Source organism: Paenibacillus sp. 01T47, from assembly GCF_056398245.1.
In genome coordinates this window covers 441,615-455,484 of sequence record NZ_JBFTPA010000003.1, presented here as the reverse complement: position 1 = coordinate 455,484, position 13,870 = coordinate 441,615, and the positions used below count along the sequence as shown (strand labels likewise).

12 protein-coding genes are annotated in these 13,870 nt (G+C 46.6%); all 12 read right to left on the bottom strand.

The window, feature by feature from the left end; genetic code table 11:
* Window position 1: 1 nt before the first annotated feature.
* Window positions 2-1,000: a porphobilinogen synthase gene (hemB, locus tag AC1DOV_RS09380; protein ID WP_076271668.1), complete on the bottom strand. Its 999-nt coding sequence runs from the start codon at window positions 998-1,000 to the stop codon at window positions 2-4.
* Between the two features lie 3 nt (window positions 1,001-1,003).
* Window positions 1,004-2,572 carry a uroporphyrinogen-III C-methyltransferase gene (gene cobA / locus AC1DOV_RS09375; protein ID WP_477549771.1) on the bottom strand — a complete coding sequence of 523 codons (1,569 nt, stop codon included), beginning with the start codon at window positions 2,570-2,572 and terminating at the stop codon, window positions 1,004-1,006.
* A gap of 5 nt (window positions 2,573-2,577) precedes the next feature.
* A complete protein-coding gene (gene hemC, locus AC1DOV_RS09370; protein WP_339207845.1) occupies window positions 2,578-3,549 on the bottom strand; it encodes a hydroxymethylbilane synthase in 972 nt (323 codons plus the stop codon).
* The gene (locus tag AC1DOV_RS09365) at window positions 3,549-4,193 is read right to left on the bottom strand and encodes a precorrin-2 dehydrogenase/sirohydrochlorin ferrochelatase family protein (RefSeq protein WP_477549770.1); all 645 of its coding nucleotides are present in this window, start codon (window positions 4,191-4,193) and stop codon (window positions 3,549-3,551) included. The genes hemC and AC1DOV_RS09365 overlap by 1 nt, the downstream gene beginning before the upstream one ends.
* Window positions 4,194-4,224: 31 nt before the next feature.
* Window positions 4,225-5,037: a cytochrome C assembly family protein gene (locus AC1DOV_RS09360; RefSeq protein ID WP_076271657.1), complete on the bottom strand. Its 813-nt coding sequence runs from the start codon at window positions 5,035-5,037 to the stop codon at window positions 4,225-4,227.
* A 22-nt stretch (window positions 5,038-5,059) separates the two neighbouring features.
* Complete coding sequence (gene hemA / locus AC1DOV_RS09355) at window positions 5,060-6,442, bottom strand: glutamyl-tRNA reductase (RefSeq protein WP_076271656.1); 1,383 nt, start codon at window positions 6,440-6,442, stop codon at window positions 5,060-5,062.
* 199 nt (window positions 6,443-6,641) lie between these two features.
* Window positions 6,642-7,040 carry an adenosylmethionine decarboxylase gene (gene speD / locus AC1DOV_RS09350; protein WP_054027216.1) on the bottom strand — a complete coding sequence of 133 codons (399 nt, stop codon included), beginning with the start codon at window positions 7,038-7,040 and terminating at the stop codon, window positions 6,642-6,644.
* Between the two features lie 281 nt (window positions 7,041-7,321).
* Window positions 7,322-8,005: a YjgB family protein gene (locus AC1DOV_RS09345; RefSeq protein WP_477549769.1), complete on the bottom strand. Its 684-nt coding sequence runs from the start codon at window positions 8,003-8,005 to the stop codon at window positions 7,322-7,324.
* Window positions 8,006-8,176: 171 nt separating this feature from the next.
* A complete protein-coding gene (locus AC1DOV_RS09340) occupies window positions 8,177-8,767 on the bottom strand; it encodes a non-ribosomal peptide synthetase module (RefSeq protein WP_339207840.1) in 591 nt (196 codons plus the stop codon).
* 212 nt (window positions 8,768-8,979) lie between these two features.
* The gene (gene yihA, locus AC1DOV_RS09335; protein ID WP_076271653.1) at window positions 8,980-9,567 is read right to left on the bottom strand and encodes a ribosome biogenesis GTP-binding protein YihA/YsxC; all 588 of its coding nucleotides are present in this window, start codon (window positions 9,565-9,567) and stop codon (window positions 8,980-8,982) included.
* Window positions 9,564-11,933: an endopeptidase La gene (gene lon / locus AC1DOV_RS09330; RefSeq protein ID WP_076271652.1), complete on the bottom strand. Its 2,370-nt coding sequence runs from the start codon at window positions 11,931-11,933 to the stop codon at window positions 9,564-9,566. Before lon ends, yihA begins: the two co-directional genes overlap by 4 nt.
* 37 nt (window positions 11,934-11,970) lie before the next feature.
* On the bottom strand, window positions 11,971-13,674 hold the full coding sequence (gene lonB, locus AC1DOV_RS09325) for an ATP-dependent protease LonB (RefSeq protein ID WP_339207835.1): 1,704 nt from the start codon (window positions 13,672-13,674) through the stop codon (window positions 11,971-11,973).
* Window positions 13,675-13,870 lie beyond the last annotated feature (196 nt).

The window sequence follows — 13,870 nt, the reverse complement described above, 5'->3', positions numbered from 1 at the left end:
CTTACCCCTCTCCCTTCAACCAACGTGCCGCATCCTTTGCATGGTACGTAATAATGAGATCAGCACCAGCACGCTTCATGCCTAGCAAGGTTTCTAGAACGATCGATTGCTCATCGATCCAGCCATTAGCTGCAGCGGCTTTCACCATCGAGTATTCGGCGCTGACGTTATAAGCGACAACCGGTAAATTATATTTATCCTTAAGCAGCCTCAAAATATCCAAGTAAGCTAAAGCAGGCTTGACCATTAGCATATCGGCACCCTCAGCAATATCTGACTCTGCTTCACGAAGCGCCTCGCGTACGTTGGCTGGATCCATCTGGTATGTTTTGCGGTCGCCGAATTGTGGAGCCGAATGTGCGGCATCACGGAAAGGGCCATAGTAAGCCGAAGAAAATTTAACAGAGTAAGACATAATCGGAACATCACTAAAGCCAGCATCATCAAGACCTTCACGAATAGCAAGCACAAAGCCGTCCATCATATTGGAAGGTGCGATAATGTCTGCTCCTGCTTCCGCTTGCGATACAGCCGTTTGTACGAGCAGATCAAGCGAGGAGTCATTATCCACTTCCGCTATGCCTGTTTCCTCATGCAAATGTACGATGCCGCAATGACCGTGGTCGGTAAATTGGCATAAACAAGTATCAGCGACAACAACAAGCTCCGGCGCCCACTTCTTCACTGCTTTTATCGCTTGTTGAACGATACCGTTCGCATCATAAGCCGAAGATCCTAAAGCATCTTTATATTCAGGAAGGCCGAACAGCAGCACCGATTGAATGCCGCAAGCCACCACTTCACGAATCTCCTGCTCCAAAAGATCCATGGACAGATGGTATACACCCGGCATAGATGGAATTTCTTCTTTTATATTTACACCATGCGTAACGAAGATCGGATATATAAAATCATTTACACTCAGCACGGTTTCTCTTACCATGCTCCGAAGAGCAGACGTTTTGCGTAATCTGCGATTTCTTACTGTTGGGAAACTCATCACTTAGTATTCCTCCTCGACTAGCTTAGCAAGTTGTTTTTGCTGATAATCAACGATTGCTTTAAGCATACTATCCAGCGTTGAATCTTCTGGCTCAATTGCAACCTTCAAGCCTGCTTCTAGTGCAGTCTTCGTTGTAAGCGGGCCAATACTCGCAATGGGAATGTCCGCTAATAGTTGTACTGGATCTGAAATGCCCTTGCGTCTCAATACCTCAAGCAAATTGGTCACCGTCGATGAACTAGTGAATGTAATCATATGAATTTCTTTTTCGCGAATCCATTCGAGGGCAAGCTCATCCTGCTCATCGACAATGACCGTTTCATAAACATCGATTTCCGTTGGCACAAGTCCCATTGCCTTCAGCACGCGAGGCAATACCTCGCGTGCAAGATCTCCTCGAGGCAGCAGCACTCGCTCTCCGGCCTTCAGCTGCGGCGCCAGCTTGTCCAGCAAGCCTTCCGCATGGAACTTTACAGGCAGCTCATCAACTACTAAGCCGCGCTTTGCAAGCGCCTCAGCTGTCTTAGGACCAACTGCTGCAATTCTCGCACCAAAAAATCTCCTAATATCGATATTAAATTTACGCAGCCATTCAAAAAAGTACTCCACGCCGTTTACGCTCGTAAACATTAGCCACTCATATTGTTCTGCCTGCTCCAACTGTTCCTTCAAGTTAGCTACAACAACGGGGTCCGTTGGTTCAATCGTTTCAATGACTGGAAACTCACAAGGCTCCCCGCCAAGCGTTTCAATCTGTTCAGCTAGCTCGCTTGCCTGTGCTCTAGCTCGTGTAACTAGTATACGCAAGCCAAATAGCGGCTTGTTCTCATACCATTTCAGCTTCTCTCTCTGCAGTACAACGTCGCCTACCACAATGACGGCAGGCGGCTGAAAATTCGCTGCTTTGACAATCCCCTCAATGGTTTCCAGCGTGCCAACAATGGTACGCTGTTCAACTCTCGTTCCCCAGCGAATAAGCGCAACTGGCGTTTGCGGCGGTTTGCCGTGCTTCATGAGCTGATCAGAAATATATCCTATTTTGGCGACACCCATTAGAAAAATAAGGGTTCCCGTAGCATTCGTAACTTTATCCCAATGAATGGAGCGGTCAAGCTTATCCGGACTCTCATGACCCGTAATAATGGACAAGGATGATGCCATATCACGATGTGTGACTGGAATGCCCGCGTAAGCGGGAACTGCGATTGCCGAGGTAATGCCTGGCACGATTTCGAACTCGATTCCGTTATCATAAAGAAGCTCGGCTTCTTCTCCAACTCGTCCAAAAATCGTAGGATCTCCGCCTTTCAGACGTGTAACGATCTTGCCTTGCAGCGCCAAATCGACAAGAAGCTGGTTGATTTCCTCCTGCTTCATCGTATGACGGTCCGGCAGCTTGCCGACGTAGATTCTCTCCGCTCCCGGCTTCACGTACCGGAGCAATCTCGGGCTTGCCAAGCGATCGTAAACGACAACCTCACATTCCTCCAAGCATTGCAGTCCGCGCACAGTAATCAGCTTCGGATCTCCCGGTCCGGCGCCAACTAAGTATACCTTCCCCTTGTCCAAGGCCGTCATCCCCCAATTTCAGCTAAAATACGGTCTGCGCCGCGTGCAATGAGTGCATCCGCAACATCACGGCCAAGCTGTTCAGGATCAATTCCCTTCATCACTTCTTTCAGCAGCGTTGCTCCGTCCGGCGATCCGACCATGCCCGTTAGGATAAGCTCATGTTTCCCGCTTTGGCCCGGGAGCTCATCACCTAATGTGCAATATGCGCCTATCGGCACCTGACATCCACCATTCAGTGAACCAAGGAAGCTTCGCTCAGCTCGTACCGTAACCTCGGTTTCATCATCGTTAAGAAGGGAAAGCAGCTCTCGAACTTGTTCATCATTTTCGCGGCATTCAATGCCAAGTGCGCCTTGTCCTACAGCAGGCAAGCATACATCAACAGGAATGTTCGCAGATATGCGATCTTCCCATCCCATGCGCTTCAGTCCAGCTGCAGCAAGCACAACCGCATCGAAACCTTCGGTTTCTAATTTGCGAATACGGGAATCTATATTGCCCCTTATGGACTCAAGTTGAAGATCAGGTCTCGCGTTTTTAAGCTGGCAGGATCTGCGCAGGCTGCTCGTTCCCACTCTCGCTCCTAGAGGCAATTCAGACAATCCGCCGCCTTCACGAGTGATAAGGCAATCTCTAGGATCGACGCGTCTTGGAATCGCCCCATTTATTAACCCTTCCGGAAGCTCGTAAGGCATGTCCTTCATGCTGTGAACAGCCAAATCAATTACACCGTCTGCAAGTGCTTGTTCGATTTCCTTAACGAACAGCCCTTTTCCACCTACTTTAGACAGCGTAACATCAAGTATGCGATCACCTTTTGTTACTATTTTTTTCACTTCAAACTTATAATCAAACCCATGCTTCTCACTTATGCGTGTCAGTTCATCGATCACTTGTCCCGTTTGTGTAAGCGCAAGTGCGCTTTGCCTTGTTCCTACCACGATAATTCGTTGTCCTTGGTTTGTTGTTGCCATTATGTAAGCCCCCTGTCTATCCGATGAAGCAAGCTTTGCAGCCATTCATCCATATCAATATTGATCCGCTTTAGCGTCGCTGCCTCTTCGGCCGCAAGCTTCAGCACGGATTGTCTCTCCTGTTCATCAAGCAAGCTGTTTAACACTTTCTCCCGAAAGTTTCGCAATACTATAGTTATTTCTTCGTATTCCGGGCCATAAAGCGCTGCAAGCTCTTTCTTTATTTGCTGAGACAACGCCGGGCTTGCGCCTGAAGCAGTAACCGCCAGCAGCAAATCTCCACGCCTGACAATCGAAGGTGAAATAAACGAGCCTTTGTCCGCATCATCCACCGCGTTTACTAAAATGCCAAGCCGATCGGCGGCGGCCGCAATCTCCGCATTTAAACGTTTATCGTTTGTTGCCGCAAACACTAACGATGCTCCAGCAAGATCGCCATCATTGTATTCTCGCTGGAACCAGTTGATTTCCCCGTCTGAAGCCAAACTCACGATTTGAGGAGTTAATGACGGGCTGATGACCCATATTTCATCCGCTCCAGCAGCCAGCAGCCCTTGCAGCTTTCGCTGCGCCACGTTTCCGCCGCCGATAATAACACAGCGTTTGCCTTTAAGCTGCATGAAAATTGGATATAAACCATTCATTGCCGTCCTTGCCTCCAGCAGTCAATTCTCGTTAATGAAAGGAGGAGAAATAATTAGTAAACAAATTCAGAAGCAGCAAACCAAACGAAATAATATAAAAGCGGGCCAATTGCAATCCGGGACGTTTGAGCATCGCTCTCTGGTACACATAAATAATGTACATGACTAAGGTTCCAAAGGAAGACAGTACCTTCCAGTCAATCAACAACGCAAACCGTCTTTCGACAAGTATAGACGTCACCGCAATCGCAAGCGACATTGCAAACAATGGAACGCCAACAATGACTGCTCGATCTCCATAACGCTCAATCATATCGAGGCTTGGCAATCTGCGCACAAAGTTTGACCAGCGCTTTCGTTTCAGCTGATTATGCAAAAACAAATACATGCCGGCGAACAAAGCGCCTATGGTTAATGCAGCATACGCAAGCAAAACGAGACTGATATGAATGTATAATAGCTCTCTTGTTGTTTCCCAAACTTTAAGCGACTCGCCATTTCCAGGGTCACTATACAGGTTAAGCGCCAACACCGCAAAACCAACAACATTTACAAAAAACACAATGAAATCAATTTTAATAAATCGACTGATCACTAGCGAAATGGTAACTAAAAGCCAAGAAAAGCCTAACCAATATTCAAAGGTTGATACTTCCGTCATTTGCAAATGAGATACGATGCGAGTAACAAGGTAACCAGTCTGTAATACCCAAACAAAAATAAGCAGCCCTGTACCCATCCGTTTCGCTCTCCGACTTGCATTCATGAAGTCGGAGAAATAAAACAGCAGGCTCAGGGCGTAAATATAAAGTATCGCATCATATAAAAAGTTTTGCGTCTCCATAGCTCCTCCACCTAGCAGCCCTCTACCTTGTAATAGGTGCTAATACCGCCGCAGCTGCATGGGGTTGAACATTTTTCTTTTTTGCAGCAGCGACAGTATCTGTTGCCGCTTCAAGCTCCGCTTGACGCGCTTTAGCAAGATCTTCCTCGAGTGCAAACAGCTTAACGAACATATCCATCGCTTCGTCTGCCCGCTTCTCGCCAGCCATTTCTTTAATTCGTAAAATAGGATCCTGCATCATTTGGTTAACGATGCTTTTTGTAAGCTTACGGATTACTTTAAGCTCATGCTCGCCGAGATCAGGCAATTTATTCGTCAAGCTGTTCATCGTTTCCTCGTGAATGCCTGCTGCTTTGGATTGCAAAGTTCGAATAAGGGGAACAACGCCAAGCGTTTTGTACCACTGCTCGAACACTTCAATTTCTTCGGTAATCATCGCTTCGATTTTGGCAGCCTCTTGACGCCTATGCGCGAGATTGCTTTCCACGATGCCCTCTAAATCATCAATATCGTACAAGAATACATTATCAACGGCAGCAATCGAAGGGTCCAAATCACGCGGTACCGCAATATCAATCATAAAGAGCGGCTTCGCTTTTCTACGCTGCATAGCTTCTGCAACCTGTTTGCGCGTTAACACGTATTCTTTCGAGCCAGTGGAGCTGATAATAATGTCTGCTTCATGAAGCTTATCCACTGCTTCTTCCATCGACCATGCGATTCCATTAAACTTGTCTGCCAGCTGTGTTGCTCGCTCATAGGTGCGATTTACAACAACGACGCGATCTGCGCCATTCGTGTACAGATGCTTGGCAGTCAGTTCGCCCGTTTCACCCGCACCAATGACCATAACCGTTTTTTTGTTGAATTGTCCGAAAATCCGTTTCCCAAGCTCAACGGCAGCATAGCTCACAGAAACTGCAGATTCACCGATCGACGTTTCGGAATGGGCACGCTTGGCCATCGTAACCGCCTGTTTAAACAGCATATTAAAAACTGTACCTGTCGTCTTCTGCTGCTGCGCGAGCTGAAAAGCTGTTTTTACTTGTCCCAAAATTTGAGTCTCGCCGATGACCATGGAATCAAGTCCGCTCGTTACACGGAATAAATGATCAATCGCCTTCTCGTCCTCATACATATATAAATGGTTGGTGAAGTTCTGCCTAGGCAGCTTAAACCACTTCTCCATAAAGCTTCGAATGTAATGCCCGCATAGATGGTGCCTGTCTACAACTGCATAAAGCTCCGTCCGATTGCAGGTCGCTACTATGACACATTCCATTATGCTTTGTGTCTGAATGAGCTGTATTAATGCTTCCGGCAAATCCCGTTCTGCGAACGCAAATTGTTCTCTTACTTCTACGGGAGCCGTTCGGTAATTCAGTCCTACTGCGATAATGTGCATGCGCGGTCACCTGCCTCCTTCTCTTTAAGCGATCAAGCATTGATGTTATCGATAATTATAGCATAGTAAAACATTCAGATAATGTTCATTTATGAATAATATTTGAAAAGTACAGACTCATTATTCCCTTTTACTACAAAGAAATAACCATGGATACCATCCATGGTTATTTCGCTATGAGCAATAAGTTTTAAAGCTCTTAAACGAGCTCAGTTTGTTTCATTTTTGGCTCTTCTACTTGCAGTTCGCCCATACCGCGTACAAGCTTCTTCGCATACGTCGCTTTTGGCTTCAGTACAGCGAGCATGTAGTCGATCGCAAGCTGAGGATCTACAGTTTCGCCGCAAGTATAACAATCAAGCGCAGCAAAACCTCTCTCAGGATACGTATGAATCGAGAGGTGACTCTCCGACAGCAGCACGAGCACAGTTGCGCCTTGAGGATCGAATTGTTTGGCTTGAACCGACAATACAGTAGCACCACAAGCCTCTGCAGCCTCTACCATGTGTGATTGCAAAAATTCAGCGCTGTTCAGTAGATCAAAGTCTACACCCCAAGTATCAACAGCAACGTGTCTTCCGAAAGTTGAGTATTCCATCTTCCGGTTCCCCCTTCCTAGGAATAAAATGTTTGAAAAATTTCATCCGCTAGGACCTACGTCATTCACTTCTCGAGGGATTAATCTCTCGCAACATAACAATGTCCTGAGTGAATCCTGGTTCCTATTATTAACATCAACAATCTTTTCAACGAGAATAAAAATAACATCTATCCGGGATAATTGCAATACTTTTTTTCTAAAGGATGGAAATAACCTTTCATTGCCAGCCCCGTTTTCAATGTATGACGTTGAAGCTTATCTCGCAATGGGCTGTGCGATCATCCCGCCATATTATTTTTTGCGTCCTGCGGACTGTATACAGAGATGTGATCCACCTTGCCGGTTGCTTCTGCCAAAATAAATTTAAGCTGATATTGTTTATTGACCTCATACGTATAAATGTCATCCGTACCGTTAACCGTTTTTTCATCAGCAGACCCAAGCACGATCTCTATGTCTTTCAATGTAATGCCTTGAAGCTTTTTCGAATAAGATCTCACATCATAAACAAGCATGCCTTTGTTGTATCCAAATGTAATCCCTTTATCTTTGTAGGCAGCGTACATCCCTTTCCCAGCGGATTCGTTGGTATCAGGCTTTCCCCATTTTTTCTCTATATCATCATATAATGCGATATGGGCAGCATAATCGGAGCCTGGAACTTTGCCTTCCTTCGCAAGCGCATAGACTGAGCTGATCGTTTCTCCGGCCTCAGAGCCGCTAGACGGCTCCTCAGCGCCATTGCCGCCTGGTTGCTCATTAGGCTGTTCAGAAGGCGGGACGCTTGGCCTCGTGTCCGGTGAGGCCGGTGTACTTGTCTCTGGCTGATTGCTCGGCATCTCTGTTGCCGGCGGCGGCACTTGATCTGCTCCTGTATCCTTATTGCTGCACGCTGTTAAAGATAAGGCGATCGCAAATGATATTCCGATAGCAAACTGTTTAAATCGTTTGGTTTGATTCATTCCTATTCATCTCCTTGTTGTATAAAAATACTAAGATGCCACTCACTCGCCTTACCCTGATACTAACTGCTTAAACACGCAAAATGTTGCAATGTTCATAGATGCAATATTTTGAAAACAAAAAAAAGAGGCTGCGAAAGCAGCCTCTTTAATCAAGATTTTCTTAATGTTTTAAGCTTCAAGGATGAAGAGTTTGCGAGTCAGATCGGTTAAACGCTCATCGATTTTACTAATCTCTTCAGCATCCTTTGTTTGGTTGCGAAGATCTAGCAATTCATTGACTGCATTGCTTAACAATCCGATTTCCCGCTCGATCAAACGACTTTGGAACACACGCTCCAGTTGGCCAAGTGTATCCTTGAATTCGAATACAATGCGCTCCCCTGTGCTCGAGCTTTCGACAATTTGGTGAACGGAACCATTCTTATAATGATAGATCATCGTATAATGACTGTAGATTCGGTTGACGATCGCGTTGCCACGGAAAGCTGAAAGAGCTTTTCGCATAGCATTGGTCAGCCTCGGTTGCACAAGACGGCAAGATAATACGCACACGTAATAGTCTTGTTGACGTTCAAAGGTCAGTCGGACTTCTTCCCTCCCTGCTACATCTTCGAGAACGAGCTCCTGATTCCCATTGTCAAGCACCAACACCTGAAGGTGTATTTGTTGCTCTTCAAATGAACGGATAAACTCAGCCATCTCTTCATTCGTCAATTGCAGTTTGGCATTTACATACTCTGTGGCTAGCCGCTTAGCCATAAAAATCTCCTCAATTCTTTGAACTTGCACGCTTTGGTCTTTAACTTTGGTCTTGTTGCTTAAGTATATTATACGTGATCTTATCATTTTATTCCTGTCGTTCATCCCCGATATTCTCGCATATTCCACAAAATAACGGTAGAATTCACGAGGAAAGCCGACTATTTCACTAAATCCTCTGCTTTATAGAATAACTTGCTGGTCTTGCTACCTCATGTAGCAATCGCTTCGGTTATGATGTCCCATAGTTGCTCGCGTCCAAGCCCTAATTCAGACGAGAATAATACGACGGAATCGCTTGGGTCGACTTCAAGCGTTTTTTTGATCATTTTAATATGCTTGTCCCATTTCGACTTCGGAATTTTATCCGCCTTGGTCGCAACGACGCATGTTGGGATTTCATAATGCTTCAGCCATTTGTACATTTGCTGATCGAGCAGAGACGGCTCATGGCGAATATCGATGACCAGCAGCTGAAGCTTAAGCGGCTCACGGTCACGGATATAACGTTCGATCATTTCGCCAAACTGCAAGCGCTGAGTTTTCGAAACCTTAGCATAGCCATACCCCGGAAAATCAACCAAATAAATAAGGTCATTCACGCGGTAGTAATTAAGCTGCTGCGTTTTGCCGGGCTGCGAGCTCGTTCTAGCTAAGTTTTTGCGTAAAATAAGTTTATTAATCAATGAAGATTTTCCGACATTCGAACGCCCTGCCAGAGCTATCTCTGGCAAGGCGTCCTCTGGGTATTGATGTGGTTTTACTGCGCTGATGATGAATTCTGCTTGTGTAATTTTCATAAAATCGTTGTACCTGCTTTCTCTTCCGTTTGAACCGGAAGCAACGCATGCTGCAGCACTTCATCCATATGACTGACAGGAAAAAATTGCATATCATGTCGTACGCTATCGGGAATATCCCCTAGATCCCGTTCATTTTCTTTCGGCAACAATATTTTGCGAATGCCTGCACGATGTGCTGCCAGCGACTTTTCCTTCAAACCGCCAATCGGAAGCACGCGGCCTCTGAGCGTAATTTCGCCCGTCATCGCTACTTCCTTATCCACATAGCGGTTTGTAAGCGCGGAGATAAGCGCTGTTGCAATCGTAATGCCGGCTGATGGACCATCCTTTGGAATCGCACCCTCTGGAATATGAATATGAATATCATTTTTCTCATGAAAGCTTGGGTCAATGCCCAGCTCAATCGCTTTCGAGCGAGTGTAACTGAATGCCGCTTGAGCAGATTCCTTCATGACATCACCTAGTTTACCAGTTAACGTTAGTTTTCCGCTACCCGGCATTACTGTGACTTCAATGACAAGCGTATCTCCACCTACCTCAGTCCACGCAAGACCAGTCACCGCTCCGATCTGATTCTCGCTCTCAGCTAGGCCATAACGGAACTTCGAAGGGCCCAGCAATTCCTTGAGCTCCTCACTCGTAACTTCAAATGGCTCGGTGGATTCCGTTTGCTCATTTGCAACAAATCGTTTCGCTGCCTTACGGCACACTGCTGCAATTTGCTGCTCTAAATTACGAACGCCGGACTCCCTCGTATATTCCCTAATCAGCTGGAGCAATACGTCTTCCGAGACAATGAGCTGTTCCTCGGTCAAGCCATGTTCCTTTTTCTGCTTCGGCAATAGATAACGATTACCGATTTGCAGCTTCTCAAGCTCCGTATATCCTGGAATATACAAGACCTCCATCCGATCAAGCAGCGGACGAGGAATATTGTGCATCGCATTCGCGGTCGTTACGAACATCACATTAGATAGATCAAATGGCACTTCTACATAATGATCGCTGAACGTGTTGTTTTGTTCTGGATCGAGCACTTCTAGAAGCGCTGAAGCTGGGTCTCCACGGAAATCCATCGCCATTTTGTCAATCTCATCCAGCAAAAATACAGGATTTGAAGAACCTGCCGTCTTCATGCCTTGAATAATTCTTCCTGGCATAGCGCCTACATAAGTCCGCCTGTGACCGCGGATCTCCGCTTCATCTCGCACCCCGCCAAGCGAGATACGCACAAACTTACGACCAAGCGACTTGGCAATTGAACGGGCAAGCGAGGTTTTACCAACACCCGGCGGGCCTACCAAGCAAAGGATTGGACCCTTTAGCTGCTTGACTAGCTTCTGAACCGCCAAATATTCAAGCACCCGCTCTTTCGGCTTTTCTAGACCATAATGGTCATCATTAAGAATCGCTTCTGCTTTGCTCAAGCTTAAATCATCTTCGGTCGTCTTGCTCCAAGGCAAAGAAAGCAGCCAATCGATATAATTGCGAATGACGCCGCCTTCTGCAGAGGTGGACGGCATTTTCTCGAGTCGATCAATTTCCTTCTCGATCTTCTCTTTCACGAGATCAGGCACGCCTGCCTCGGCCAGCTGCGCACGCAGCTCCTCGACCTCGCCGGCGCGACCTTCCTTCTCTCCGAGCTCCTTCTGGATCGCCTTCATTTGCTCGCGCAAATAATATTCCTTTTGCGTCTTTTCCATCTGTTTCTTGACGCGTTGGTTTATTTTGCGCTCGAGCTCCAGCACTTCGCGCTCGTTGTTCAAGATGTCGAGCAGCTTCTCTAGTCGAGCTCCGACATCTACGGTTTCAAGAATATCCTGCTTATCCTTGATTTTCAGCGAAAGATGGCTCGTAATGACATCCGCAAGGCGGCCCGGATCATCAATGTCGGAAACCGCCGCATAGGTTTCAGGCGTAACCTTCTTCGATAATGAAATATAATGCTCGAATTGGTTCAAGACAGAGCGCATAAGCGCATCGACTTCAGGATCATCCGTCTCCTGCTCCGGCAATTCTTTTACAGATACTTCATAAAACTCGTCGTTCGGCAAATAGTCCAAAATCTCAGCACGCGATACGCCTTCCACCAGCACACGGATCGTGCCGTTAGGCAGCTTCAGCATTTGCCTTACTTTTGCTATGGTGCCAACTTTATATATATCTTCCTCAGTCGGCTCCTCAATGTTCACTTCAGACTGTGAACAAAGCAATATCATATGATCTTCGACCATCGAGCGTTCTAACGCTCGAACCGATTTGTCCCTACCCACATCAAGGTGGAGCACCATGCTGGGATAAACGAGTAGCCCTCTAAGCGGAAGCAAGGGCAGCCGACGACCTTTCGATTTACTAGGTCCCACACCAGCACCTCCAATTGTTAACGTCTACCCTAGTTTATCATTCTACGGAATCAGCCTGCAAATACGGAACGGCTGAAGCGATAAAAAGATCGGTTCCAAGCGGAGCTTCGACCCGCACAGGGGACACTTCAGTATCTGGAAACACAAACTTGAACACTTCTTCCACCTTTTCGACAGGAATGACCTTAAGACCTTCCAAGTCTGCAAAAATCGCTTGCCAGTTCTCCCTCGGAATAATGACTGTTTTAGCGCCAGCTTGGAAAGCTGCCTCAACTTTAGCTAATACGCCGCCAACTGGTTTTACGTTTCCATGTATGCCAACTTCACCTGTCATGGCCAGTTTATTGTCAATTGGAATGCCTTTTATTGCTGATGTAATAGCTGTTGCCATCGCAATACCGGCAGAAGGGCCATCAATCGGCGTACCGCCAGGGAAGTTAATATGCAAGTCAAAATCCTGCGGATTAAGCCCGATACGTCTCAAAACTGTAATTACGTTTTCGACTGAGCCCTTTGCCATACTTTTTCTTCTAAGCGTCCGCGATCCTCCGCCAAGTTCCTCCTCGTCTACAACGCCTGTAATTGTAAACAGACCTTTGCCAGAAGCAGCAGGAATTGCGCTTACTTCGATTTCGAGCAGCGTGCCCATATTTGGACCGTACACAGCAAGGCCATTTACGAAACCGATTTGCGGTGCATCCGGCACCTTGCGATCAGGGCGCGGTGGAATTTGACTGCTGTTTACAACCCATTCAATATCGCCCGCAGCGATGCTGTCCCTTTTTTCGGATAGAGCTACACCCGCAGCTAGCTGAATGACGTTAACCGCTTCTCGTCCGTTCGTCGCATATCGCTTGACGACATCGATCGCTTCAGGACAAGGTGCAAAGCCAATTTTTTTCACTGCGTTTTCTGCTACTAAGCCAATCTCCTCAGCAAGCAGCGGACGAAAAAACACCTCCATGCAGCGCGAACGGATAGCTGGCGGAATTTCCTGCGGCGACCGTGTTGTTGCACCGACTAGACGGAAATCAGCAGGCAGGCCGTTTTGGAAAATATCATGAATATACACTGGTATATTCGAATCCTCCGAATTATAATACGCGCTCTCCAGAAACACTTTACGATCTTCCAGTACCTTTAACAATTTATTCATTTGAATCGGATGCAATTCACCTATTTCGTCAATAAACAAGATCCCGCCATGCGCCTTCGTCACAGCACCTGGCTTAGGTTGAGGAATACCTGCTACACCCATCGCACCTGCACCTTGATAAATAGGATCATGAACCGAGCCGATTAGCGGATCAGCTATTCCGCGCTCATCAAACCTAGCGGTTGTCGCATCGATCTCTGTAAATTTCGCTTCAGGCAAAAACGGCGAGGAAGGATTTTTTTTGGCTTCCTCCAGCACGACACGCGCCGCAGCGGTCTTCCCGACACCTGGAGGGCCATAAATGATAACATGCTGAGGGTTTGCGCTGCACAGCGCCGCCTTTAAGGCACGCAGACCGTCACGCTGGCCAACGATGTCCTGCATCGCTTGCGGCCTTGTCTTCTCCGATAAGGGCTTCGTAAGCGATACACTCCTAAGCTTTCTAAGCTTGTCCATCTCCTTGCGAGACTCGCGATCAACGGCCGAGCGGTTCGTCTTCTGATTGCGCAGCAAATTCCAGAAATACAAGCCGATAACAACTGCAAAAAACACTTGAATCAACATTAATACAACACTTAAACTCATTAGTAATCCGCTCCTTTCAAGCGTAAACGGCTGTAGCCGATGAAATAGTGTAAGCTCGTTTCGCGTAGAAATATAAGATTCTTATGAAAATGATCATCTATTTTCATTCTTATATTTCAAGCGTAAACGGCTGTAGCCGATGAAATAGTGTAAGCTTCGTTTCACGTAGAAATATAAGCTTTTATGAAAATAACAT

What these genes read in the sequence shown, in the direction of transcription:
- hemC (WP_339207845.1), bottom strand. Translation starts at nt 3,549, where the DNA reads ATGGCAACAACAAACCAAGGACAACGAATTATCGTGGTAGGAACAAGG.
- AC1DOV_RS09340 (WP_339207840.1), bottom strand. Translation starts at nt 8,767, where the DNA reads ATGGCTAAGCGGCTAGCCACAGAGTATGTAAATGCCAAACTGCAATTG.
- speD (WP_054027216.1), bottom strand. Translation starts at nt 7,040, where the DNA reads ATGGAATACTCAACTTTCGGAAGACACGTTGCTGTTGATACTTGGGGT.
- hemA (WP_076271656.1), bottom strand. Translation starts at nt 6,442, where the DNA reads ATGCACATTATCGCAGTAGGACTGAATTACCGAACGGCTCCCGTAGAA.
- AC1DOV_RS09345 (WP_477549769.1), bottom strand. Translation starts at nt 8,005, where the DNA reads ATGAATCAAACCAAACGATTTAAACAGTTTGCTATCGGAATATCATTT.
- AC1DOV_RS09365 (WP_477549770.1), bottom strand. Translation starts at nt 4,193, where the DNA reads ATGAATGGTTTATATCCAATTTTCATGCAGCTTAAAGGCAAACGCTGT.
- AC1DOV_RS09360 (WP_076271657.1), bottom strand. Translation starts at nt 5,037, where the DNA reads ATGGAGACGCAAAACTTTTTATATGATGCGATACTTTATATTTACGCC.
- yihA (WP_076271653.1), bottom strand. Translation starts at nt 9,567, where the DNA reads ATGAAAATTACACAAGCAGAATTCATCATCAGCGCAGTAAAACCACAT.
- hemB (WP_076271668.1), bottom strand. Translation starts at nt 1,000, where the DNA reads ATGAGTTTCCCAACAGTAAGAAATCGCAGATTACGCAAAACGTCTGCT.
- lonB (WP_339207835.1), bottom strand. Translation starts at nt 13,674, where the DNA reads ATGAGTTTAAGTGTTGTATTAATGTTGATTCAAGTGTTTTTTGCAGTT.